Origin of the sequence: Pseudomonas hormoni, from assembly GCF_018502625.1 — a bacterium.
Lineage (GTDB): Bacteria > Pseudomonadota > Gammaproteobacteria > Pseudomonadales > Pseudomonadaceae > Aquipseudomonas > Aquipseudomonas hormoni.
Genome location: NZ_CP075566.1, coordinates 4416342 through 4439827 on the forward strand (window position 1 = coordinate 4416342; position 23486 = coordinate 4439827).

Sequence of the window (23486 nt, forward strand, 5' to 3'; positions counted from 1 at the left end):
GGAGAATGGCCAGCAAGAACTCTTGAACAAGGAACATCGACATGGCTGGCGAAACTTCATTGGCAACGCTTCTACGAAGCATGAGCCCGCAACTCAACGCCGGCGAGTATGTGTTCTGCACGTTGCGCGACGGCCAATTGCCGCCGGGTCTTGAGATCGTAGGCAGTTTTCGCGAGCAGGAAGGCCTGACGGTGATTCTGGAACGTTCCCACGCTGAACGAGCAGGTTTCAGCTTCGACTACGTTGCCGCCTGGATCACGCTGAATGTGCATTCGGCGCTGGAAGCCGTCGGCCTGACCGCCGCCTTCGCCACGGCATTGGGTCAGGCCGGCATCAGCTGCAACGTCATCGCCGGTTATTACCACGACCATTTATTCGTCGGCCAGACCGATGCCGAACGCGCCCTGCAAGTGCTGCGGGATCTGGCAGCGAACGCGGAGTAAAAACCTATGTGGCAAAGCTATGTAAACGGCCTGTTGGTGGCCGCGGGGCTGATCATGGCGATCGGCACTCAGAACGCGTTTGTGCTGGCCCAGAGCCTGCGGCGGGAACATCACCTGCCGGTGGCGGCGCTCTGCGTGACCTGCGATGCGTTGCTGGTGGCTGCCGGCGTGTTCGGTCTGGCAACCGTGCTGGCGCAAAATCCGACATTGCTGGCCATTGCCCGTTGGGGTGGTGCGGCGTTTTTGCTGTGGTATGGCAGCCAGGCGCTGCGTCGAGCCTGTTCGAAGCAAAGCCTGCAACAGGGTGAAAACCAGACGGTACGGTCACTGCGCGCGGTGATGCTCAGCGCTTTGGCGGTGACATTGCTCAACCCGCACGTTTATCTGGATACGGTGTTGCTGATCGGCTCCCTCGGTGCCCAACAAACCGAGCCTGGTGCTTATGTCGTGGGCGCGGCCAGTGCGTCTTTGCTGTGGTTTTTCACCCTGGCGCTGGGCGCCGCATGGCTGGCGCCGTGGCTGGCTCGGCCAAGTACCTGGCGAATCCTTGATCTGTTGGTGGCAATCATGATGTTTACAGTCGCGTTTCAATTAGTCGTCTCCTGATTATTCCAAAAGGCTCTGGAACCTCTATTCCACACAGTTGTTGCGTGGTTATGCCGCACCCCCGGTGCTATGATCCGGTTCGATGCGCCGCAAAGAGTACAAACTCCCCGGCGCTTGTCTGGCCGCCCGTGATCGGCCTTGCGACCACCGCAACTGACCTGATTAGGAGAATCATCATGGCTTTCGAATTGCCGCCGCTGCCTTACGCACACGATGCCCTGCAGCCGCACATTTCCAAGGAAACCCTGGAATACCACCACGACAAGCACCACAACACCTACGTCGTGAACCTGAACAACCTGGTGCCAGGCACCGAGTTCGAAGGCAAGACACTGGAAGAGATCGTCAAATCTTCCTCGGGCGGTATCTTCAACAACGCCGCTCAAGTCTGGAACCACACTTTCTACTGGAACTGCCTGGCGCCAAACGCCGGCGGTCAACCAACCGGCAAACTGGCTGAAGCGATCAATGCTTCCTTCGGTTCGTTCGACAAGTTCAAAGAAGAATTCAGCAAAACCTCCATCGGCACCTTCGGTTCCGGTTGGGGCTGGCTGGTGAAAAAGGCTGACGGTTCCCTGGCCCTGGCCAGCACCATCGGCGCCGGCAACCCGCTGACCAGCGGCGACACCCCGCTGCTGACCTGCGACGTCTGGGAACACGCTTACTACATCGACTACCGCAACCTGCGTCCGAAGTACGTAGAAGCGTTCTGGAACCTGGTCAACTGGAAATTCGTGGCTGAGCAGTTCGAAGGCAAAACCTTCACCGCTTAAGCTCGACGCCAGATAAAAAACCCGGCTTTTGCCGGGTTTTTTTATGGGTTCTAGAAACCCTACAGAATTCGAGTACAACCGAAGAATATCTGTCGGCAGTCAGGCCGCCATCGCTGGCAGGCCAGCTCCCACAGGATCCAAGGGTATCAGCAAAAAAACGGTCGGCTGTCAGGCCGCCTTCGCGAGCAAGCTCGGCTCCTACAAGAGCGGATCGGCATACCACCAACCAAACCACGAGGCCGAGCGTTAGCTCGCCTTGCGCTTTTGATTTTGATCTGCCCGCCCCTTCGGGAGGCCGAGTGGAGGTTCTGCGCAGTGGGCAGCCCGGCATGGATGCCGGGCTAGCCGCCCCCGGCCATGGATGGCCGATGGCGGCGGGCCCACGGAGCAGGACCGGAGCGAGGGGCCGGACGCTGGGGCAAGACTTTTTGGTTACTTTTGGCTGGGCCGGCATTCCGGGCGTTTGTCAAAAGTGACTCGCCGTAAGGGCGAAACCGTAAGTGGCCGTTACCGCAGAAATGGATATGTACACCCGATACAAAATGGTCGGCTATCAGGCCGCCATCGCGGGCAAGCCACGCTCCCACAGGGTCAGGGGACATTCACAAAATCGAGTTTGCTGTCAGGCCGCTTTCGCGAGCAGGCTCGCTCCCACAATTGAACGGTGTACGTCCGCAGAAACCAGGCCGATTTCCCACAATGAAACCAGCCTTCACCCCCTTGCCCCACCGCCATAGCCGTCTAACATCAACCCAATGGAAAATATCTCCACCCTCCCCTCAAGTTGAAGGACTCGACTACCGACACAGTACAAATAGGGCAAATACTCCAGGCAACAGCATTTCGGCCAACCCACAGGCAAATTCCCCTGTGTTTGATTGTCCCTTTGACTGCCATCACGGGATTGCCAATACTCATGGCAACTTGATGCTACCTGCACGGAACAAGGAATGACTCTTTGAAGCTGGAACTCAAGAACAGCTTGTCGGTAAAGTTGCTCCGGGTCGTGCTCCTGTCGGCATTGATCGTCGGCGTGGTCTTGAGCTGCGCGCAGATCGTTTTCGATGCCTATAAAACACGCCAGGCCGTGGCCAGCGATGCCCAGCGCATCCTCGACATGTTCCGTGACCCCTCGACCCAGGCCGTCTACAGCCTGGACCGGGAGATGGGCATGCAGGTGATTGAAGGCCTGTTCCAGGACGACGCTGTGCGCCAGGCCTCCATCGGTCATCCCAATGAAGCCATGCTCGCGCAAAAATCCCGTGACTTGCAGCAATCCAGCAGTCGCTGGCTGACCGACCTGATCCTGGGCAAGGAACGCACCTTCACCACTCAACTGGTGGGTCGCGGTCCATACAGCGAGTATTACGGCGACCTGAGCATCACCCTCGACACCGCCACCTACGGGCAAGGATTTATCGTCAGTTCGGTGATCATCTTCATTTCCGGCGTATTGCGGGCCCTCGCCATGGGGCTGGTGCTGTATCTGGTCTATCACTGGCTGCTGACCAAACCGTTGTCGCGGATCATTGAGCACCTCACCGAAATCAACCCGGACCGCCCGAGCGAGCACAAGATTCCGCAGCTCAGGGGCCACGAAAAAAACGAATTGGGCATCTGGATCAACACCGCCAACCAGTTGCTCGAATCCATCGAACGCAATACGCACCTGCGCCACGAAGCGGAAAACAGCCTGCTGCGCATGGCCCAGTACGACTTCCTCACCGGTCTGCCGAACCGCCAGCAATTGCAGCAACAACTGGACAAGATTCTCGTCGACGCTGGCAAGTTGCAACGACGGGTCGCGGTGCTATGTGTCGGCCTCGATGACTTCAAGGGCATCAACGAACAATTTAGCTATCAGACCGGCGACCAGTTGCTGCTGGCCCTGGCCGATCGCCTGCGCGCCCACAGTGGTCGCCTCGGTGCCCTCGCCCGTCTTGGCGGCGACCAGTTCGCCCTGGTTCAGGCCGATATCGAACAACCCTACGAAGCGGCCGAACTGGCCCAGAGCATTCTCGATGACCTCGAAGCGGCGTTCGCCCTCGATCATCAGGAAATTCGCCTGCGCGCCACCATTGGCATCACCCTGTTCCCCGAGGACGGTGACAGCACCGAGAAGTTGCTGCAAAAGGCCGAGCAGACCATGACCCTGGCCAAGACTCGCTCGCGCAATCGTTACCAGTTCTATATCGCCAGCGTCGACACTGAAATGCGTCGCCGTCGCGAGTTGGAAAAAGACCTGCGCGACGCCCTGGCCCGCGACCAGTTCTACCTTGTCTACCAACCGCAGATCAGCTACCGCGATCATCGGGTAGTCGGCGTCGAAGCATTGATTCGCTGGCAGCATCCCGAGCATGGGCTGGTGCCGCCGGACCTGTTCATCCCGCTGGCCGAGCAGAACGGCACCATCATTGCCATCGGCGAGTGGGTGCTGGATCAGGCCTGCAAACAATTGCGCGACTGGCATGACCAGGGTTTCACCGACCTGCGCATGGCCGTGAACCTGTCCACCGTCCAACTGCACCACGCCGAACTGCCGCGAGTGGTCAACAACCTGCTGCAGATGTACCGCCTGCCACCCCGCAGCCTGGAACTGGAAGTCACCGAAACCGGCCTGATGGAAGATATAAGCACCGCCGCCCAGCACCTGCTGAGCCTGCGTCGCTCCGGCGCGCTGATCGCCATCGACGACTTCGGCACCGGATACTCATCGCTCAGTTATCTGAAAAGCCTGCCGCTGGACAAGATCAAGATCGACAAGAGCTTCGTTCAGGACCTGCTCGATGACGACGACGATGCGACTATCGTTCGGGCCATCATTCAGTTGGGCAAGAGCCTGGGCATGCAGGTCATTGCCGAAGGCGTGGAAACCATCGAACAAGAGGCCTACATCATCTCTGAAGGCTGCCATGAAGGTCAGGGCTACTTCTACAGTAAACCGCTGCCGGCGCGAGAACTCGGCGCCTACCTGAAACAGGCCCAGCGCAGTAACGCAGCAATCCTCTGAATCTGTGGCGAGGGAGCTTGCTCCCGCTGGGTGGCGAAGCCGCCCCAAACCCTGCACCCACGGTTCTGACAGAAAAACCCAGTCGATCTGATTGCGACTGCTGCGCAGTCGAGCGGGAGCAAGCTCCCTCGCCACAAGGTTGCGCCAGCCAACCATCGTGTGAATAAGAAATATTTCCAGCTACAACCCTTTACACATAATGCGAAAGATTTGCATTATGTCGCAGTTTTGCGCCTTGCTGCGCCATTCCACCCCCTCTCGAAGCAGGATGTTCGCCATGATTCGTATGCCTCTGGCTACCGCCAGTCTGTTGGCCATCGCTATTTCCCTCGCCGGTTGTGGCGAAGGCAAAGACAAAGCTGCCGCTCCAGCGCCTACTCCAGCCGCTACGACCACAGCCCCGGCTGTGGCGCCTGCTGCCGCCAGTAAAGTCGATGAAGCCGCTGCCAAAGCCGTTGTCGCACACTATGCCGACATGGTTTTCGCCGTTTACAGCGATGCCGAATCCACTGCGAAGACCCTGCAAACCGCCGTCGACGCCTTCCTCGCCAAGCCGAACGCCGACACCCTGAAAGCCGCCAAGGCGGCCTGGATCGCTGCTCGCGTTCCTTACCTGCAGAGCGAAGTGTTCCGCTTCGGCAACACGATCATCGACGACTGGGAAGGTCAGGTGAACGCCTGGCCACTGGACGAAGGCCTGATCGACTACGTCGACAAATCCTACGAGCACGCACTGGGTAACCCGGGTGCCACGGCCAACATCATCGCCAACACTCAGGTTCAGGTCGGCGAAGACAAGATCGACGTCAAAGACATCACCCCGGAAAAACTTGCCAGCCTGAACGAGCTGGGCGGTGCCGAGGCCAACGTTGCCACCGGTTACCACGCCATCGAATTCCTGCTCTGGGGCCAGGACCTGAACGGCACCGGCCCTGGCGCCGGCAACCGTCCAGCCTCCGATTACCTGGAAGGCAAAGGCGCCACTGGCGGTCACAACGATCGTCGCCGCGCCTACCTGAAGTCTGTGACCCAGCTGCTGGTCAGCGACCTGGAAGAGATGGTCGGTAACTGGAAGCCGAACGTGGCCGACAACTACCGCGCCACCCTGGAAGCGGAACCAGCTGAATCCGGCCTGCGCAAAATGCTGTTCGGCATGGGCAGCCTGTCCCTGGGCGAACTGGCGGGCGAGCGCATGAAGGTTTCCCTGGAAGCCAACTCCCCGGAAGACGAACACGACTGCTTCAGCGACAACACCCACAACTCGCAGTTCTACGATGCCAAAGGCGTTCGTAACGTGTACCTGGGCGAATACACCCGTGTCGACGGCACCAAAATGACCGGCGCCAGCCTGTCGTCCCTGGTGGCCAAGGCCGACCCGGCTGCCGACACCGCGCTGAAGGCCGACCTGGCTGCGACCGAAGCCAAGATGCAGGTCATCGTCGATCACGCGAACAAGGGTGAGCACTACGACCAGCTGATCGCCGCCGGCAACACTGCCGGCAACCAGATCGTCCGTGATGCTATCGCTTCCCTGGTCAAACAGACCGGTTCGATCGAAGCCGCCGCTGGCAAACTGGGCATCAGCGACCTGAACCCGGACAACGCTGATCACGAGTTCTGATCAACGCTGGCTGAGTGACTGAAGAGGCGACCTGCGGGTCGCCTTTTTTATGCCTACCACACACCGCCTTTGTAGGAGCAAGGCTTGCCCGCGATGAGGCCGTGTCAGCCAACATAGATGCTGAATGCAAGACCGCTATCGCGAGCAAGCTCGGCTCCTACAGGGACTTGCGCTGAACCTGTAGGAGCGGGGCTTGCCCGCGAAGGCGACGTCACATTCAACGATAGTGGTGACTGATACACCGCTTTCGCGAGCAAGCTTTGCTCCTACAGGTGATCGCGGTTTGCGGGAAACCCTGCCCCACATCAACCAAACGATAATTCCTCTTATTCAATCCCCACTGCCCTGTTAGACTTTGCGCCCTTGTTTTGCTCGTCTTGCAGGATGTCTGATGCCCTCGCTGCCTCTTCGCTTGTCCGCACTGTTTCTGGCCCTGGGCCTGAGTGCCTGCGATGACGCCCCGCGTTTTACCGAAGCCGAACCCGGTGAAGCCCGGTCCGGCGGCGCCGCGACCGTGCGCAAGACCGATCAGAATGCCTTTTCCCTGCCCTCCGCCAACCTGCCGCCCTCCCGGCGTGTGGACTTCAGCGTCGGCAACAGTTTCTTCCGCAACCCCTGGGTGATCGCCCCGTCGACCACCACCGCCCGGGACGGCCTCGGCCCGTTGTTCAACACCAACGCCTGCCAGAACTGCCACATCAAGGACGGCCGCGGTCACCCGCCCACGCCTGATGCGCAGAACGCCGTGTCGATGCTGGTGCGTCTGTCGATAGCCGATGCCCCGGCCTACGCCAAAATCATCGAACAGCTCGGTGTCGTCCCCGAGCCGGTCTACGGCGGGCAATTCCAGGACATGGCCATCCCCGGTGTGCTTCCGGAAGGCAAGGTGCGGGTCGACTACACGCCAGTGCCGGTCCGCTTCAAGGACGGCACCGAGATCGAATTGCGCAAACCCAGCCTGAACATCACCCAGCTGGGCTACGGTCCGATGCACCCTGATACCCGTTTTTCGGCCCGTGTCGCCCCGCCGATGATTGGCCTCGGCCTGCTTGAAGCCATCCCCGATGAGGCGATCCTGGCCAATGCCGAGGCTCAGGCAAAGGATAAAAACGGCATCGCCGGACGCCCGAACCGGGTCTGGGATGACGCCCAACAGAAAACCGTCCTCGGACGATTTGGCTGGAAGGCCGGGCAGCCGAACCTCAATCAACAAAACGTTCACGCGTTTTCGGGTGACATGGGCCTCACGACCAGCCTGCGACCGATAGATGACTGCACCGACGCTCAAACCGCCTGCAAGCAGGCCCCAAGCGGCAACGGCCCGGACGGCGAACCGGAAGTCAGCGACAACATTTTGCGTCTGGTGCTGTTCTACAGCCGCAACCTGGCCGTACCCGCCCGCCGCGATGTCGGCACGCCTGAAGTGTTGGCCGGCAAGACTCTGTTTTTCCAGGCTGGCTGCCAGTCCTGTCACACGCCGAAATACACCACCGCCGCCAACGCGGCAGAACCTGAACTGGCCAATCAAGTGATTCGCCCCTACAGCGATCTGCTGCTGCACGACATGGGCGACGGACTGGCCGACAACCGCAGCGAATTCCAGGCCAGTGGCCGCGACTGGCGCACCCCGCCGTTGTGGGGCATCGGCCTGACGCAGGCGGTCAGTGGCCACACCCAATTCCTGCATGACGGCCGCGCCCGCAATCTGCTCGAAGCCGTGCTCTGGCATGGCGGCGAGGCGCAGGCCGCGCAGCAACAGGTTTTGTCTTTCAACGCCGAGCAGCGCGCAGCGTTGCTGGCGTTTTTGAATTCTCTTTAAACACTTATAAAGAATCGGGAGCCCGACATGTTCCGTCCCAAGTTGTTATTCACCAGCCTTGCCGCACTCGCCCTCGGCGCCTGCTCACCGCAGGACCCGCAGGCTGTCACGTCGGCAGCCATCGCCAAGTCGGTAATCCTGCCGACCTACACGCGCTGGGTCGAAGCCGACCGCCAACTGGCTGTCAGCGCCCTGGCCTACTGCGAAGGCAAGGAAAACCTCGACACCGCCCGCGCCGACTTCCTGCACGCGCAGAAAGCCTGGGCCGAGCTGCAGCCGCTGCTGATCGGTCCGCTGGCCGAAGGCAATCGCGCCTGGCAGGTGCAGTTCTGGCCGGACAAGAAAAACCTTGTCGGCCGTCAGGTCGAGCAATTGGTCGACGCCCAGCCGCAGATCGATGCTGCCGCCCTGGCCAAATCCAGTGTTGTGGTTCAAGGTCTCTCCGCCTACGAATACATCCTGTTCGACAGCAAGCCGGACGTGGCCAACGACGCGCAAAAAGCCAAGTACTGCCCGCTGCTGAAAGCGATTGGCGAGCGCCAGAAACTGTTGGCCGAAGACATTCTGAAAAGCTGGAACAACACCGACGGCATGCTCGCGCAGATGAGCAAATTTCCGAACCAGCGCTACGCCGATTCCCACGAAGCCATCGCCGATCTGCTGCGCGTGCAAGTCACCGCCCTGGACAGCCTGAAGAAAAAACTCGGTACGCCGATGGGCCGCCAGACCAAAGGCGTGCCGCAACCGTTCCAGGCCGATGCATGGCGCAGCCAGTCTTCCCTGACCGGCCTCGAAGCCAGCCTCGCCGCCGCCAAAACGGTCTGGGAAGGTGTCGACAACAAAGGCTTGCGCGGTTTGTTGCCGAGCGAGCAGAAACCGTTGGCCGACAAGATCGACGCCGCTTATGCAGCGTCCCTGAAACTGTTCGCCAGCAACCAGCGCTCGTTGACCGAAATGCTCAACGACGATGCCGGTCGCCAGCAGCTCAACGACATCTACGACAGCCTCAACGTCGTCCATCGCCTGCACGAAGGCGAGCTGGCCAAGGCGCTGGGCATCCAACTGGGCTTCAACGCCAACGACGGTGACTGATGAGGGCGAGTGCCATGCTGCGACGACAGGCTCTGACGTTAGGTAGTTTGCTGCTGGGAGCAGTGACACTGGGCGGCTGGACGCTGTTCAAGCAAAAGGACAAGAGCCCGCTGTTGCTCTCGGCGCGGGACGATACGGACGGCAAGCATTACGCCGTCGGATATCGGCTGGACGGTACACAGGTGTTCGCCACCCGGGTCGGTCAGCGTTGCCACGACATCATCAATCACCCGACGCTGCCGATTGCGCTGTTTGTCGCCCGTCGCCCAGGCACCGAGAGCTACCTGATCGACCTGCGCGACGGCACGCTGTTGCAAACCGTGGCCTCGCAACCGAACAGGCATTTCTACGGTCACGCGGTGATTCACCACAGCGGCGAATGGCTGTACGCGACCGAAAACGACACGTCCGATCCAGGTCGCGGCTTGCTCGGTGTGTATAAGTTTGAAGGCGAGCGCCTCGTGCACAGCGGCGAAATTTCCACCCACGGCATCGGTCCGCATCAGGTGTCGTGGATGCCCGATGGCGAAACCCTGGTGGTGGCCAACGGCGGCATTCGCACCGAGGCGGAAAGCCGGGTCGAGATGAACCTAAACGCCATGGAGCCGAGCCTGGTGCTGATGCAACGCGACGGTACTTTGCTGAGCAAGGAAACCCTCGCCCAGCAGATGAACAGTGTGCGGCATCTGGGGATCGCCAGTGACGGCACCATCGTCGCCGGTCAGCAATTCATGGGCCCCTCCCATGAATCTTCGGAACTGTTGGCCATCAAGCGGCCCGGTCAACCGTTCGTGGCGTTCCCGGTGCCTGAGCATCAGTTGCAGGCGATGGGGCATTACACCGCCAGCGTCGCGGTACACAGTGACTTGCGGCTGGTCGCGTTGACCGCGCCACGGGGCAATCGCTTTTTCATCTGGGACCTGGACAGCGGCGAAGTGCGCCTGGATGCGCCGCTTCCCGATTGCGCCGGGGTCGGTGCAGTGGCTGACGGCTTTGTTGTGACGTCGGGTCAAGGGCGTTGCCGTTACTACGATTGCCGCCAGACAGATTTGGTTGCAAAACCGCTGGAGCTGCCTGCGGGGCTCTGGGATAACCACCTGCATCTCATCTGACATCACCTCCCCGGTGGTGGATTACCTTGTGGCGAGGGAGCTTGCTCCCGCTGGGCTGCGCAGCGGCCCTAAAAAATGGGACTGCTACGCAGTCCAGCGGAAGCAAGCTCCCTCGCCACAGTTATTTTGTTCGCCGCATTGCATGCCCGCCTGTGAAAAGTGCCAGTTGGATTCACCCTCCCACTCAGAGTAATGTGCCCGCCTGTCTCACCTGATTTTCTCCAAGGAACTGGAAATATGCTGCGTCGCCGCATGCTGATCATGTTGGGTGTTGTTCTGCTGATCGTGCTGGTCCTGGCCGGTTACAAAGCCTTCTCCATCTACACGATGGTGCAAGGTTTCTCCGCGCCGAAACCGCCGATAAACGTTGCCGTGGCCACTGCCATCGAACGGCCCTGGCAAGCCCGCCTGCCTACCGTCGGCACGCTCACGGCGCTGCAAGGCGTGGACCTGAGCCTGGAGACCGACGGCACCGTCATCGATTTGCAGTTCGAGTCAGGGCAGAAGGTCAAGGCCGGCCAACCCCTCCTGCGCCTCGACAGCGCCGTGGAAAGTGCCTTGCTGGAAACCGCCCAGGCCGACCTCGGGCTGGCCCAGCTCGATTACGGTCGCGGTAGCCAACTGGTTGGCAGCCAGGCCATTTCCAAAGGTGAATTCGACCGACTTTCGGCGGTGCTGAAAAAGAGCAAAGCCACGGTCAATCAACTCAAGGCTGCGCTCGGCAAAAAAAGCATCGTTGCGCCCTTCAGCGGGACCATCGGCATTCGTCAGGTCGACGTTGGCGACTATCTTGCCAGCGGCACCATGATTGCCACCCTGCAAGACCTCGGCAGTCTCTACGTCGACTTTTTCGTGCCCGAGCAGTCGGTGCCGAAGATCGCCATCGGCCAGCCGGTTGAAATCGTCGTCGCGGCCTACCCGGCGCAGACCTTCCCCGGCACCATCAGCGCGATCAATCCCAAACTCGAAAACAGCACGCGCAACATGCAGGTCCGCGCGACCTTGGCCAACCCCGACGGAAAGCTGCTGCCAGGCATGTTCGCCAGCCTCCAGGTCATGTTGCCCGACCCGCAGCCGCGCATCGTCGTGCCGGAAAGCGCGATCACGTACACGCTGTACGGCAATTCGCTGTACGTCGTCGCACAGAAAAAAACCGAAGACGGCAAAGTGGAAAAAGACGCCAAGGGTGAACCGATCCTGATCGCCGAACGCCGTTTCATCGAAACCGGCGAACGCCGCGACGGTGTGGTGATGATTACCAAAGGTGTGCAGAACGGCGAAAAGGTGATCACCGCCGGCCAGATCAAACTGGACAACGGCGCACACATTGCCATCAGCGACGACAAGACTTTAGTCGAGCAGAACAGCCCGCCGCGCGCGGACTGATCAAGGAATCCCCATGGCTTTTACCGACCCGTTCATCCGCCGCCCGGTGCTCGCCTCCGTGGTCAGCCTGCTGATTGTGCTGCTGGGCTTCCAGGCCTGGAGCAAGCTGCCGCTGCGCCAGTATCCGCAAATGGAAAACGCCCTGATCACGGTGACCACCGCGTACCCCGGGGCCAACGCCGAGACCATCCAGGGCTACATCACCCAGCCGATGCAACAGAGCCTGGCGAGCGCCGAGGGCATCGACTACATGACCTCGGTCAGTCGCCAGAATTTCTCGGTGATCTCGATCTACGCGCGCATCGGTTCCAACAGCGATCGCTTGTTCACCGAGCTGCTGGCCAAGGCCAACGAGGTGAAAAACCAGCTGCCTCAGGATGCCGAAGACCCGGTGCTGAGCAAGGAAGCCGCCGACGCCTCGGCGCTGATGTACATCAGTTTCTTCAGCAAGGAACTGAGCAACCCGCAGATCACCGACTACTTGTCGCGGGTCATCCAGCCCAAACTCGCAACCCTGCCGGGCATGGCCGAAGCCGAGATTCTCGGCAACCAGGTGTTCGCCATGCGCCTGTGGCTGGACCCGGTGAAGCTCGCCGGTTTTGGCTTGAGCGCCAGCGATGTGACCGATGCCGTGCGCAAGTACAACTTCCTCTCCGCCGCTGGCGAAGTGAAAGGCGAGTACGTGGTCACCAGTATCAACGCCAACACCGAGCTCAAATCCGCGGAAGCCTTCGCCGCGACTCCACTCAAGGTCGATGGCGACAGCCGCGTGCTGCTCAGCGATGTCGCGCGGGTGGAAATGGGCGCGGAAAACTACGACACCATCAGCTCCTTTGGTGGCACGCCCTCGGTGTACATCGGCATCAAGGCCACGCCCGGTGCCAACCCGCTGGACGTGATCAAGGAAGTGCGCAAGATCATGCCGGACCTTGAGGCCCAGCTGCCGCCGAACCTCAAGGGTGAAATCGCCTACGACGCCACGCTGTTCATCCAGGCCTCGATCGACGAAGTGGTGAAAACCCTGTTCGAAGCGGTGCTGATCGTGATCGTCGTGGTGTTTCTGTTCCTCGGTGCGCTGCGCTCCGTGGTGATCCCGGTAGTGACGATTCCGCTGTCGATGATCGGCGTGATGTTCTTCATGCAGATGATGGGCTACTCAATCAACCTGCTGACCCTGCTGGCGATGGTGTTGGCCATCGGCCTGGTGGTGGACGACGCCATCGTGGTGGTGGAAAACATCCACCGGCACATCGAGGAAGGCAAAACCCCGCTGGACGCCGCCATCGAGGGTGCCCGGGAAATCGCCATGCCGGTGGTCTCGATGACCATCACCCTTGCAGCGGTCTATGCGCCCATCGGTTTCCTCACCGGTCTCACGGGGGCGCTGTTCAAGGAGTTCGCCCTGACCCTGGCCGGGGCGGTGGTGATCTCCGGTATCGTCGCCCTGACCCTGTCGCCAATGATGTGCGCCTTTTTGCTGCGCCACGACGAAAACCCCAGCGGCCTGGCCCATCGCCTGGACCTGATTTTCGAAGGTCTCAAGCGCCGCTACCAGAACATGCTGCACGGCACGCTCAACACCCGCCCGGTGGTGCTGGTGTTTGCGGTGATCGTGCTGTGCCTGATTCCGGTGCTGCTCACCTTCACCAAGTCGGAACTGGCACCGGATGAGGATCAGGGCATCATTTTCATGCTGGCCAACGCCCCGCAGCCAACCAACCTCGATTACCTGAATACGTACACCGACGAGTTCATCACCATCTTCAAGGCGTTTCCCGAGTACTACTCCTCGTTCCAGATCAACGGCTTCAACGGTGTGCAATCGGGGATCGGCGGCTTTCTGCTGAAACCGTGGAACGACCGCGACCGCACGCAAATGCAGATCCTGCCCGAGGTGCAGAGCAAACTGGAAAGCATTCCAGGGTTGCAGATTTTCGGCTTCAACCTGCCTTCCCTGCCGGGCACCGGCGAGGGGCTGCCGTTTCAATTCGTGATCAATACCGCCAACGATTACGAGTCGCTGCTGCAAGTGATGGACCGGGTGAAAAAACGCGCGATGGAGTCCGGCAAGTTCGCCTTCGTCGACGTCGACCTGGCGTTCGACAAGCCGGAAGTCGTGGTCGATATCGATCGCGCCAAGGCCGCGCAGATGGGTGTGTCGATGCAGGATCTGGGCGGCACACTGGCGACGTTGCTGGGTGAGGCGGAAATCAACCGTTTCACCATTGAAGGCCGTAGCTACAAAGTGATCGCGCAGGTTGAACGGCCGTTCCGGGACAACCCCGACTGGCTGAACAACTATTACGTGAAAAACACCAAGGGAGAACTGCTGGCCCTGTCGACCCTGATCACCGTGTCCGACCGGGCCCGCCCGCGGCAGTTGAATCAGTTCCAACAGCTCAACTCGGCAATCCTGTCCGGGGTGCCACTGGTGAGCATGGGGGAAGCCCTCGACGCGGTGCGTCAGATTGCCCGGGAAGAGGCGCCGGCGGGTTTTGCCGTCGACTATGCCGGGGCATCGCGGCAGTACGTTCAGGAAGGCAGCGCGCTGTGGGTGACGTTTGCCCTGGCACTGGCGATCATTTTCCTGGTGCTGGCGGCTCAGTTCGAAAGTTTCCGCGATCCGTTGGTGATTCTGGTGACGGTGCCACTGTCGATCTGTGGCGCGTTGATCCCGCTGTTCCTCGGCTGGTCGAGCATGAACATCTACACCCAGGTCGGGCTGGTGACGCTGATCGGGCTGATCAGCAAGCACGGGATCCTGATCGTCGAATTCGCCAATCAGCTGCGCAAGGAAAAGGGCCTGACGCCGCGCGAGGCGGTGGAAGAAGCAGCGGCCATACGCCTGCGCCCGGTGTTGATGACCACCGCGGCAATGGTATTCGGCATGGTGCCGTTGATCATTGCCACGGGCGCGGGCGCTGTCAGCCGGTTCGACATCGGCACCGTGATCGCTACGGGGATGTCGATCGGGACGCTGTTTACGTTGTTTGTGTTGCCGTGTGTTTACACGTTGTTGGCTAAACCCGATAAACCCAAAGAACACGCATAACTCCCCTGTGGGGGCGAGCCTTCTCGCGAATGCGGTGTGTCATTCAGCTTTGATGTTGACTGATGCACCGCTTTCGCGAGCAGGCTCGCTCCCACAATGAATCAATGTGAAGGCCAGAAGTCCGCGCAATAAAAAAGGCCTCGCATTTGCGAGGCCTTTTATTTGGGCTTCAATCTGGTCAACTCTGCGGCCTCAGTCCTTGAGAAAGCCCGAACATGAACAGCAATAAATCATGATCGGGTTGGGTTGCAACGGATGCTTTCGCAACCCGCGGCATCGGACAACGCGCGTCCCCGTTCACTGAACTGAGGACTTGCGTGCGGGGCTGCTCCCAAGCCGCCACCGCCAGCGAAGCAACTGCCAAGGCTCCTATCAAGAACAAACCTCTAGCAATTTCGAGTTTCATTGCTATAAACCTTTGATAGCGCTGCCAAACGCCGTCTCATAAAGGTAGACGAGTTTCTGCCAGTCCGTCGTGCTGAACGACGAGTGGCGACGCAGTTGCTTCAGGTCATGGGACGCGGCGCGACGGGCGGTCAAACGCTGGCGGCCTTTCTCCAGATCGATCAAAGCAATGTCGACTTTCGCCGCCTCTCCCTCACCGGTAACCCGGACGAAGACGTGCTTCATGTAAAGGCAACTGTGCTGCCACCGCGCCTTGTGCATGCGCACCAGGTTATCGGCCAGCTCCTTCAGCACACAATCATGCACCGCCTCACCATGGCGCTCGCGACCACCGCCTTCGTACCAGTGCTCGATTTCCTCAAAACCGTCCAGTGCCTTGGTCACCAGCAATGCGCGCCACTTGTGAACAGGATCGCGTTGCGCACCACAGAAAACGATTTCCGGAACACCTACGCCGACCAGACTCAATCCGATGAGCGCGTCCCGTTCGCGCAGCACCGTCGGCCGACCGAACGGGTGCAGCCAACTGCGATAGACATGCCCGGTCTGACGCTTGGCGTAGAACAGCTGTCCATCATTGTTCCTGACTCGCTGTACGCCACTTTCACCACCGCGACGAACGTTGGGCTCTTCTACCCATTCGCCGCGCTGGTTCCAGAAATGGTCAAAACGATCCTGAGAAGCGACGTCCGTATCTGCTGCACATTGCACTGCCATCTGTTACCTCTTGCGTAATACGTAAACCCGCCACATGGCATAGAGCGGGATAAAATCCAGTTGTTCCTGAATTCGGAACCCCGCCTGCTCGAATTCCTTTTCGACCGTAGCAGCCGGTAACACAAAACGATTTTGGTAACCTTCCTGCTCACGCCCTTTCTCCAGGCGCTTGCGTCTCCAGGCCTTGAAATTGCCGTCAACCCATAACGAAAGGATCACGCTGTCGCGGGTGACGCGCTCGAATTCTCGCAGAATGGCCAGTCGATGCTCGGCTTCACCAATGTGGTGCAGTAAACGCATGCAAAAAATGCTGTCGACGGCGTTATCAGGAAGGGCGATGTCGAATGCAGAAGTGTGCAAGGGTTGTACCCTTTTCACGACTTCGGCAGGTTGCGCCTGTAGAGCGATCTTGAGCATCGACTCGGAGTTGTCGGCACCGATGATCACACGGTTGGATTTTTCCGCCAGCAACGGCCAGAAACGCCCGGCACCGCAGGGTAGATCGAGGACCAGACCGGGTTCACCCACCAACGCCAGCGCTTGTCGCGCCAGCTGCTCGTCACGCCAGTGGGACAGTCGGCGGCCAAGGCCATCCTGATGTTTGCGCAGATATTCCTGAGCGTGTTGATCGTCGTATTTTTCGGAAAAATCAAGTTTGATCGGGCTGGCCATCACCAAGGACTCCTGAGCTGCTGATGACAACCACCTTAGGTAGCGGCGTGTCAGCGTCAGGTCATGCCTTCGTGAAAAAAACGTCATGTAAAACCCCGAGTTATTTCAAGGTTTTACATGACCAAAATGATGGCTGAGGGCCACACATTTCCAAACGATCGATCAGTTCACAGGCGACGAACCAAGTTCCACCTGAAACCGGCAACCATGGGGCTCCATGTTGGTCAGACTGACGCTCCACCCCTGGTTTTCGCAAATCCGCTGCACCAGCGACAGGCCCAGTCCCAGGCCTTCGCCGCGTTTCTCGTTACCCCGCACAAAAGGCTCGAACATCGCTTCGCGTTTTTCTTCGGGAATGCCCACGCCACTGTCTTCGACCCTGAAACCCGCAGTCGTCAGGGTCAAGCGAATGAAGCCTCGTTCGGTGTAATGCAGTGCATTGCGCAACAAGTTGCCCATAACCGCGTGCAGAAGCGTGGCGTTGTAGCAGGTGCTGGCCGGATTGCCCGGTTCGAACATCAGCGACAGCCCTTTGGCCTCGATTGGTTCGCGCCACAGATTGAGCAGCCCGTCGGCGACCTGAGTCAGCGACTGTTGCGGCGCCATGCCGGCGTCTTCACGTTGGGCACGGGCCAGCATCAGGAAGGTCTGCACCAGCTCGCGCATCTCTTCGCAGGCACGGGCGATTCGCTCGACCTGAGCCCGACCGCGCTGGTCGATACCGGGGTTTTCCAATAACAGCTCACAGGAACTGGCCAGTACCATCAACGGGGTGCGTAATTCGTGACTGACGTCACTGGTGAACAAGCGCTCCCGGGTCAATGCCTGGCGCAGGCGCCCTAGGGTGGCGTCGAAGGCCACGGCCAGCTCGCCCACTTCATCGGCGGCATAGTCCGGTGCCAGCGGCGGCGCCAACCCCAGCAACTGGTCGCGGTGGCGCACCTGACGGGCCAGCCGCACAACAGGCGCCATCACTTTGCGCGCCAGTATCCAGCCGAGGAATACCGCCAACGCCAGACTCAGGACGAACCCCACCAGCACCACAGCAAACAACACCCGCTCACGTTCTTCGAAATCACTCTGGTCCTGCAGCAACACATAACGCCGGCCATCGACGACTTCGACCATCGCGTGGTACGACAGCTGCTCCCGGAACACTTCATGGAAACCCGGGTCGAGATGGCGCAAATCCTTGGGCAACTCGAAATCGCCCGGCCCACCGCTGAAATAGAACAGCTGGTCCGGCTCGGGGCGATGGCTCCAGTCAGACACGCTGTCCATCAACAGCAGGCGTTGCAAATCACCACCGAGGCCTGCCGAAATCAGTTTTTCTTCCACCAGGTGCACGGTCGCGACAATGCCCATGGCGAAGGCCCCGGCGACCAGGGCGCTCATCAGCGCAAAGGCGATGATGATCCGTTGAGCAAGGCTCTGTTTAAACTCCATCACGGCCCTCGGCCAAGCGATAACCCACACCGTGCACGGTTTGCAGCAAAGGCTTGGCGAACGGTTTGTCGATCACCTGACGCAACTGGTGGACGTGGCTGCGCAGGCTGTCGCTGTCCGGACAGTCATCGCCCCACAGCGCCTCTTCGAGAATTTCCCGGCGCAGGACGTGCGGGCTTTTCTGCATCAGCACGGCCAGCAACTTCAGGCCCACCGGGTTGAGTTTCAGCAAGCGCCCTTCGCGAGTGACTTCCAGGGTATCGAGGTCGTAGTTCAGATCGCCAACCTGCAAGGTACGACGGCCGCCGCCCTGCGCCCGACGCATCACGGCTTCGATCCGCGCGGCCAGTTCAGACAGGGCAAAGGGTTTGATCAGGTAATCATCGGCGCCGGACTTGAAGCCTTGCAGGCGGTCGTCCAATTGATCGCGGGCAGTGAGCATGATCACCGGCGTGTCGCGACGGGCGTCTTCGCGCAGGCGTTTGCACAGGGTGTAGCCGTCGATGCCGGGCAACATGATGTCGAGCACGATCAAATCGTAGTGCTCGGTGGCCGCCAGGTGCAGGCCTGACAAACCGTCCTGTGCGCAATCCACGGTGTAGCCCTTGAGCCCCAGGTAATCGGCCAGATTGGCCAGGATATCGCGGTTGTCTTCAACCAACAGAATGCGCATGGGTACCTCCTCCGTACACAGTAACGGCCGTCTTGGCCCGCGCAGCTTAAGGCCTGGCGTGGCTCAGGGCTAGGACTGTGTGCAGTTGAAAACTCTGCCAATAAACCTGTTGAGTCGTTAACGACTTTTTCACTATCGATTCACACAGAGGCGACACAACCGGGTTCAAACTCCGCGCGGCTGCGCTCTCAAGAACATTTAACCGATCAAGGAACTGCCATGGTTTCGACCCTTGCCCGCCCCGCCTCTCGCCCGCTCAATTTCTGGGTGTGCCTGGGTGTTCCCGCCGTTGCGGCGATCATTCTGGTGCTGCTCGAACTGACGTCCCTGGACATGGACCTGGCCACGCTGTTCTATGATCCGGCGGCCGGAGACTTCATCGGGCGCCACAGTTACTTCCTCGAAAACATCCTGCATGACCGCGCCAAGCAAGTGGTCATCGCCTTCTCGGTGTTCGCGATCTTCGGTTTAATCGGTGCCTTTTTCATCGACAGGCTCAAACCGTTCAAACGGGAACTGGGCTGTCTGGTGCTGTCCCTGGGCCTGGCGACATCCTTTGTCACGCCGGTCAAAGCGGTGACGGCGGTTCAATGCCCGTGGAGTCTTGAACAGTTCGGTGGTCATGAAACCTACAGCGAACTGCTCAGCCCGCGCCCACCCACCGACAAACCCGGTCGTTGCTGGCCCGGCGGGCATGCCGCGACCGGTTTCACGCTGTTTGCGCTGTTCTTTGTGCTGCGGGATCGGCGTCCGCGTCTGGCACGTAAAGCCTTTATCCTTGCCTTCGCGCTGGGCACGGTGTTTTCCGTGAGCCGGATGATGCAGGGCGCGCACTTTTTCTCGCACAACGTATGGACGGCGATTTTCTGCTGGCTGATTTGTCTGGGGTCGTATTACTACATCCTGTATCGACCGGCTTCCAAGGCAGAGAAGGTCGTCAAAGCAGAACCCATCGGCGCCTGAGCTGACGCCTTCGCGGGCAAGCCTTGCTCCTACAGGTTCAACGTTGTTCAAACGATCAACGCTGAACCTGTAGGAGCAAGGCTTGCCCGCGAAGGGGCCCTCATGAACAACACACCTTTATGCCAGGCAATAAAAAACCCCGCCTGCTTTCGCAGACGGGGTTTTTAGTACAGGGGTAAGGCTGGCTTACATCATGCCGCCCATGCCGCCCATACCGCCCATGTCTGGCATGCCGCCACCAGCTGGTGCGTCTTCCTTGATCTCCGCGATCATGGCTTCGGTGGTGATCATCAGGCTGGCAATCGACGAAGCCGCTTGCAGAGCCGAACGAGTCACTTTAGCCGGGTCCAGGATACCCATTTCGATCATGTCGCCGTATTCGCCGGTGGCAGCGTTGTAACCGTAGTTACCCGAACCCTGCTTGACCTTGTCCACGACTACGCTTGGCTCGTCGCCGGAGTTGGCAACGATCTGGCGCAGTGGCGCTTCAACAGCGCGACGCAGCAACTGGATGCCAACGTTCTGGTCATCGTTGTCGCCTTTCAGCTCGGAGATTGCCTGCAGAGCGCGAACCAGTGCCACGCCGCCGCCAGGTACCACGCCTTCTTCAACGGCTGCACGGGTAGCGTGCAGAGCGTCTTCAACGCGGGCTTTCTTCTCTTTCATTTCAACTTCGGAACCAGCGCCAACCTTGATCACTGCAACGCCGCCGGACAGCTTGGCCAGACGCTCTTGCAGTTTTTCACGGTCGTAGTCGGACGAGGTGTCGGCCACTTGCTGACGGATCTGCAGAACGCGAGCCTGGATATCAGCCTCAACGCCGGCACCGTCGATCACGGTGGTGTTTTCTTTCGACAGGATCACGCGCTTGGCATTACCCAGGTGTTCCAGGGTAGTGCTTTCCAGGCTCAGACCGATCTCTTCGGAGATAACGGTACCGCCAGTCAGAACAGCGATGTCCTGCAGCATGGCCTTGCGACGGTCGCCGAAGCCTGGAGCCTTGACGGCTGCGACTTTAACGATGCCACGCATGTTGTTCACAACCAGCGTCGCCAGGGCTTCGCCTTCAACGTCTTCGGCCACGATCAGCAGTGGACGGCCGGCTTTGGCAACGGCTTCCAGGACTGGCAGCATTTCGCGGATGTTCGAGATCTTTTTGTCGACCAGCAGGATCAGCGGACCGTCGAGCTCGGCAGTCATGGTCTCTGGCTTGTTGACGAAGTACGGGGACAGGTAGCCACGGTCGAACTGCATGCCTTCAACAACCGACAGTTCGTTTTCCAGGCCCGAGCCTTCTTCAACGGTGATCACGCCTTCTTTACCGACTTTTTCCATGGCTTCGGCAATGATGTCGCCGATGGAGTTGTCGGAGTTGGCCGAGATGGTGCCGACCTGAGCGATGGCCTTGGTGTCAGCGCAAGGCTTGGACAGGGCTTTCAGCTCTTTGACGATCGCGATGGTCGCTTTGTCGATACCGCGCTTCAGGTCCATCGGGTTCATGCCGGCAGCGACGGCTTTCAGGCCTTCGTTGACGATCGACTGAGCCAGAACGGTAGCGGTGGTGGTGCCGTCGCCTGCGTCATCGTTGGCACGGGAGGCAACGTCTTTGACCAGCTGCGCGCCCATGTTTTCGAAACGGTCTTTCAGTTCGATTTCTTTAGCGACGGACACGCCGTCCTTGGTGATGGTCGGAGCGCCGAAGCTCTTCTCGATGATCACGTTACGGCCTTTAGGGCCCAGGGTCGCTTTTACTGCGTCAGCCAGGACGTTGACACCGGCGAGCATTTTCTTGCGGGCGGAATCGCCGAATTTAACTTCTTTAGCAGCCATGATCGATATTCCTTAAATACTTTGTAGTAGCGGGAAAATGAGCGGGAAATCAGCCTTCGATAACAGCGAGGATTTCGCTCTCGCCGATGACCAGCAGGTCTTCGCCGTCAACTTTCACGGTGTTGCTGCCGGAGTAAGGGCCGAACACAACCTTGTCACCCACTTTCACAGCCAGCGCGCGCACTTCACCGTTTTCCAGTGCTTTGCCCGGGCCTACAGCCAGGACTTCACCCTGGTTTGGCTTTTCAGCAGCCGAACCTGGCAGGACGATACCGCCAGCGGTTTTCTTTTCTTCTTCGCTGCGACGGACGACGACGCGGTCATGCAGAGGACGAAGCTTCATTGTCGATCTCTCCTAATTGTGGTTTTCATCGGCCGGTGTATTCCCGGCGGGTTTAACAAATCCGGCGGTGCCGGGTGCGGTTCGTCAAGCGAACCGCGGAAGTCTGTCTGGCGTGATTGCCAGAAACCTTGCGGTGACCGTTACATAAGGGCGCATAAGCTTATTACAAGGGCGCGGATCGAAATTTTTTACATCCATGCCCCGAAAACGAACACGGCACCCGAAGGTGCCGTGCAGGTGAAACGGTTTACTTGGAATCGCGGTGTTCGAACTCGCCTTCGATCACGTTCGGCTCACGGCCCAACGGCTGCTGTGGAGCAGGACCGCCCCGTGGCTGAAGATCATCGGCGAACGCACGTTGACGGATCGCCGCCTCTTCGGCGCGCTGGCGCATTTTATTGGCCAGCAACCGGCGAGAGATCGGCAGCAACATGATCAGACCCAGCACGTCAGTGACGAAGCCCGGCAGAATCAACAGACCACCGGCCAGTGCCAGCATCAGGCCTTCGAGCATGGTCTGGGCCGGCAGTTCGCCGCGGTTCAGGCTTTCACGCGCACGCAGCGCGGTTGCCAGGCCGGCGATACGCAGCACGAATACGCCGAGCATCGAGCCGAGAATGACCAGCAGCAGGGCCGGAAAAAACCCGATCGCCCCGCTTACCTTGACGAATACGAACAGCTCCAACACCGGAAACAGCACAAAGAGCAACAAAAAAGGGCGCATCAAATGGTTCCTCAACGCAAGAATGCCTTGCCAGTGTTCCCTAGATGACGTCGCCATTGCGTGAATTCAAGCGTCAGCCACTTCATTTTTCGGCCAATGCTCGGCGTGAGCCAGGAAAACCAAGGCTTCACGGACTTGTGTCGGCGTATTACATGGCGCTTGAAACGGTAGCCAGTAGAGTCCCTGACCGATGCGCAGGTGCATGCCTTCCGTGTCGATCCCGGCCAATTGTGCCGGTTCGGTTTTCGGCAGGCCGGCGAGGTCGACATAGTGGGCGATGGCTTTGGCGTGATCGGCATTCATGTGCTCGACCATGCTCACTTCCGCCTTGCCCGCGAAAGGATTGGCCAGGGTCAGCTGATCGACCCAGTGAATCGCGCCGAAACCGCCGATGTAGCGGTGACGCACGGGGTTGAGCACCCAGAAATCGAAATCGTGGGCCTTGTGGTAGCTCTGCGAATCCGGGAAATAGCGGTAGTAACGCTCGGCCGCTGCTTCGATGGCGGCCTCGTCCTCAAGCTTTTCCGCTTCGGCGAGGTAGGTCAGGCGACCGACGGCTTGCACGTCTTCGGCCTCACGCTCGCCCACGAACAGTGAGCATTTCGGGTCTTTCTGCAGGTTATGCGTGTGCTGGGCGATGCGGCTGATCAGGATCAGCGGCCGACCCTGCCCGTCCAGGCAGTACGGAACCACCGAACCAAACGGGAAGCCGGGCATCGCCTTGGAGTGCGTCGAGAGCACTCCACGGTATTCCTTGAGAAGCAATTCTCGGGCATTCTTGGCCGCTTCAACGCTCAAT

Annotated in this window: 20 protein-coding genes and 1 pseudogene; 11 read left to right on the forward strand and 10 right to left on the reverse strand. The window is 59.7% G+C overall.

The features are described from left to right. Nucleotides 1–41 precede the first annotated feature (41 nt). From KJF94_RS20590 to KJF94_RS20635, 10 genes are all read left to right on the forward strand, one after another. Complete coding sequence (locus KJF94_RS20590; protein ID WP_214378342.1) at nucleotides 42–443, forward strand: ACT domain-containing protein; 402 nt, start codon at nucleotides 42–44, stop codon at nucleotides 441–443. A gap of 6 nt (nucleotides 444–449) precedes the next feature. Further along, a complete protein-coding gene (locus KJF94_RS20595; protein WP_214378344.1) occupies nucleotides 450–1049 on the forward strand; it encodes a LysE/ArgO family amino acid transporter in 600 nt (199 codons plus the stop codon). A gap of 176 nt (nucleotides 1050–1225) precedes the next feature. Then, on the forward strand, nucleotides 1226–1822 hold the full coding sequence (locus tag KJF94_RS20600; RefSeq protein WP_214378346.1) for a superoxide dismutase: 597 nt from the start codon (nucleotides 1226–1228) through the stop codon (nucleotides 1820–1822). Between the two features lie 958 nt (nucleotides 1823–2780). Continuing rightward, nucleotides 2781–4832 (forward strand): putative bifunctional diguanylate cyclase/phosphodiesterase, encoded by a 2052-nt coding sequence (locus tag KJF94_RS20605; protein WP_214378348.1) that lies wholly within the window; start codon nucleotides 2781–2783, stop codon nucleotides 4830–4832. Nucleotides 4833–5109: 277 nt separating this feature from the next. Continuing rightward, complete coding sequence (locus KJF94_RS20610; protein ID WP_214378350.1) at nucleotides 5110–6453, forward strand: imelysin family protein; 1344 nt, start codon at nucleotides 5110–5112, stop codon at nucleotides 6451–6453. Nucleotides 6454–6844: 391 nt separating this feature from the next. Beyond that, nucleotides 6845–8272 (forward strand): di-heme oxidoreductase family protein, encoded by a 1428-nt coding sequence (locus KJF94_RS20615; RefSeq protein ID WP_214378352.1) that lies wholly within the window; start codon nucleotides 6845–6847, stop codon nucleotides 8270–8272. A gap of 27 nt (nucleotides 8273–8299) precedes the next feature. Next, the gene (locus KJF94_RS20620) at nucleotides 8300–9364 is read left to right on the forward strand and encodes an imelysin family protein (protein WP_214378354.1); all 1065 of its coding nucleotides are present in this window, start codon (nucleotides 8300–8302) and stop codon (nucleotides 9362–9364) included. A 14-nt stretch (nucleotides 9365–9378) separates the two neighbouring features. Then, the gene (locus tag KJF94_RS20625) at nucleotides 9379–10476 is read left to right on the forward strand and encodes a DUF1513 domain-containing protein (RefSeq protein WP_214378356.1); all 1098 of its coding nucleotides are present in this window, start codon (nucleotides 9379–9381) and stop codon (nucleotides 10474–10476) included. Between the two features lie 237 nt (nucleotides 10477–10713). Then, nucleotides 10714–11862 carry an efflux RND transporter periplasmic adaptor subunit gene (locus KJF94_RS20630; protein ID WP_214378358.1) on the forward strand — a complete coding sequence of 383 codons (1149 nt, stop codon included), beginning with the start codon at nucleotides 10714–10716 and terminating at the stop codon, nucleotides 11860–11862. A 13-nt stretch (nucleotides 11863–11875) separates the two neighbouring features. Then, nucleotides 11876–14914 (forward strand): multidrug efflux RND transporter permease subunit, encoded by a 3039-nt coding sequence (locus KJF94_RS20635; protein WP_214378360.1) that lies wholly within the window; start codon nucleotides 11876–11878, stop codon nucleotides 14912–14914. Between the two features lie 5 nt (nucleotides 14915–14919). On the opposite strand, the pseudogene KJF94_RS30670 reads toward KJF94_RS20635, so the two are convergent. From KJF94_RS30670 to colR, 6 genes and pseudogenes are all read right to left on the reverse strand, one after another. After that, nucleotides 14920–15012 (reverse strand): annotated as a pseudogene (locus tag KJF94_RS30670) (metal ABC transporter ATP-binding protein); the annotation flags it as partial. Nucleotides 15013–15092: 80 nt separating this feature from the next. Beyond that, a complete protein-coding gene (locus tag KJF94_RS20640; protein ID WP_084322726.1) occupies nucleotides 15093–15320 on the reverse strand; it encodes a hypothetical protein in 228 nt (75 codons plus the stop codon). Between the two features lie 2 nt (nucleotides 15321–15322). Then, nucleotides 15323–16036, reverse strand: a complete 714-nt coding sequence (locus tag KJF94_RS20645) for a lipopolysaccharide kinase InaA family protein (protein ID WP_214378362.1) — start codon at nucleotides 16034–16036, stop codon at nucleotides 15323–15325. A 3-nt stretch (nucleotides 16037–16039) separates the two neighbouring features. Next, complete coding sequence (locus KJF94_RS20650; RefSeq protein ID WP_214378363.1) at nucleotides 16040–16708, reverse strand: class I SAM-dependent methyltransferase; 669 nt, start codon at nucleotides 16706–16708, stop codon at nucleotides 16040–16042. Nucleotides 16709–16870: 162 nt separating this feature from the next. After that, a complete protein-coding gene (locus tag KJF94_RS20655; RefSeq protein WP_214378365.1) occupies nucleotides 16871–18154 on the reverse strand; it encodes a sensor histidine kinase in 1284 nt (427 codons plus the stop codon). Then, a complete protein-coding gene (gene colR, locus KJF94_RS20660; protein ID WP_128872610.1) occupies nucleotides 18144–18827 on the reverse strand; it encodes a two-component system response regulator ColR in 684 nt (227 codons plus the stop codon). Before colR ends, KJF94_RS20655 begins: the two co-directional genes overlap by 11 nt. Nucleotides 18828–19046: 219 nt before the next feature. Here colR and KJF94_RS20665 point away from each other — a divergent pair, with 219 nt between their 5' ends. Next, a complete protein-coding gene (locus tag KJF94_RS20665) occupies nucleotides 19047–19790 on the forward strand; it encodes a phosphatase PAP2 family protein (RefSeq protein ID WP_214378367.1) in 744 nt (247 codons plus the stop codon). Nucleotides 19791–19976: 186 nt separating this feature from the next. Here KJF94_RS20665 and groL read toward each other — a convergent pair whose 3' ends face one another. From groL to KJF94_RS20685, 4 genes are all read right to left on the reverse strand, one after another. Further along, nucleotides 19977–21620 (reverse strand): chaperonin GroEL, encoded by a 1644-nt coding sequence (gene groL / locus KJF94_RS20670; protein WP_008032122.1) that lies wholly within the window; start codon nucleotides 21618–21620, stop codon nucleotides 19977–19979. Nucleotides 21621–21669: 49 nt separating this feature from the next. Next, on the reverse strand, nucleotides 21670–21963 hold the full coding sequence (locus KJF94_RS20675; protein WP_008155545.1) for a co-chaperone GroES: 294 nt from the start codon (nucleotides 21961–21963) through the stop codon (nucleotides 21670–21672). Nucleotides 21964–22210: 247 nt separating this feature from the next. Further along, nucleotides 22211–22687 carry an FxsA family protein gene (locus tag KJF94_RS20680; RefSeq protein WP_017340554.1) on the reverse strand — a complete coding sequence of 159 codons (477 nt, stop codon included), beginning with the start codon at nucleotides 22685–22687 and terminating at the stop codon, nucleotides 22211–22213. A 66-nt stretch (nucleotides 22688–22753) separates the two neighbouring features. Continuing rightward, a complete protein-coding gene (locus KJF94_RS20685; protein ID WP_214378369.1) occupies nucleotides 22754–23485 on the reverse strand; it encodes a HugZ family pyridoxamine 5'-phosphate oxidase in 732 nt (243 codons plus the stop codon). Between the last annotated feature and the right edge of the window lies 1 nt (nucleotide 23486).

Bases quoted from the DNA above. Each gene is read 5' to 3' on its own strand.
- KJF94_RS20655 (WP_214378365.1), bottom strand. From the start codon at position 18,154: ATGGAGTTTAAACAGAGCCTTGCTCAACGGATCATCATCGCCTTTGCG.
- KJF94_RS20590 (WP_214378342.1), top strand. From the start codon at position 42: ATGGCTGGCGAAACTTCATTGGCAACGCTTCTACGAAGCATGAGCCCG.
- groL (WP_008032122.1), bottom strand. From the start codon at position 21,620: ATGGCTGCTAAAGAAGTTAAATTCGGCGATTCCGCCCGCAAGAAAATG.
- KJF94_RS20620 (WP_214378354.1), top strand. From the start codon at position 8,300: ATGTTCCGTCCCAAGTTGTTATTCACCAGCCTTGCCGCACTCGCCCTC.
- KJF94_RS20625 (WP_214378356.1), top strand. From the start codon at position 9,379: ATGCTGCGACGACAGGCTCTGACGTTAGGTAGTTTGCTGCTGGGAGCA.
- KJF94_RS20635 (WP_214378360.1), top strand. From the start codon at position 11,876: ATGGCTTTTACCGACCCGTTCATCCGCCGCCCGGTGCTCGCCTCCGTG.
- KJF94_RS20645 (WP_214378362.1), bottom strand. From the start codon at position 16,036: ATGGCAGTGCAATGTGCAGCAGATACGGACGTCGCTTCTCAGGATCGT.
- KJF94_RS20650 (WP_214378363.1), bottom strand. From the start codon at position 16,708: ATGGCCAGCCCGATCAAACTTGATTTTTCCGAAAAATACGACGATCAA.
- KJF94_RS20600 (WP_214378346.1), top strand. From the start codon at position 1,226: ATGGCTTTCGAATTGCCGCCGCTGCCTTACGCACACGATGCCCTGCAG.
- KJF94_RS20595 (WP_214378344.1), top strand. From the start codon at position 450: ATGTGGCAAAGCTATGTAAACGGCCTGTTGGTGGCCGCGGGGCTGATC.
- KJF94_RS20680 (WP_017340554.1), bottom strand. From the start codon at position 22,687: ATGCGCCCTTTTTTGTTGCTCTTTGTGCTGTTTCCGGTGTTGGAGCTG.
- colR (WP_128872610.1), bottom strand. From the start codon at position 18,827: ATGCGCATTCTGTTGGTTGAAGACAACCGCGATATCCTGGCCAATCTG.
- KJF94_RS20640 (WP_084322726.1), bottom strand. From the start codon at position 15,320: ATGAAACTCGAAATTGCTAGAGGTTTGTTCTTGATAGGAGCCTTGGCA.
- KJF94_RS20615 (WP_214378352.1), top strand. From the start codon at position 6,845: ATGCCCTCGCTGCCTCTTCGCTTGTCCGCACTGTTTCTGGCCCTGGGC.
- KJF94_RS20665 (WP_214378367.1), top strand. From the start codon at position 19,047: ATGGTTTCGACCCTTGCCCGCCCCGCCTCTCGCCCGCTCAATTTCTGG.
- KJF94_RS20675 (WP_008155545.1), bottom strand. From the start codon at position 21,963: ATGAAGCTTCGTCCTCTGCATGACCGCGTCGTCGTCCGTCGCAGCGAA.
- KJF94_RS20610 (WP_214378350.1), top strand. From the start codon at position 5,110: ATGATTCGTATGCCTCTGGCTACCGCCAGTCTGTTGGCCATCGCTATT.
- KJF94_RS20630 (WP_214378358.1), top strand. From the start codon at position 10,714: ATGCTGCGTCGCCGCATGCTGATCATGTTGGGTGTTGTTCTGCTGATC.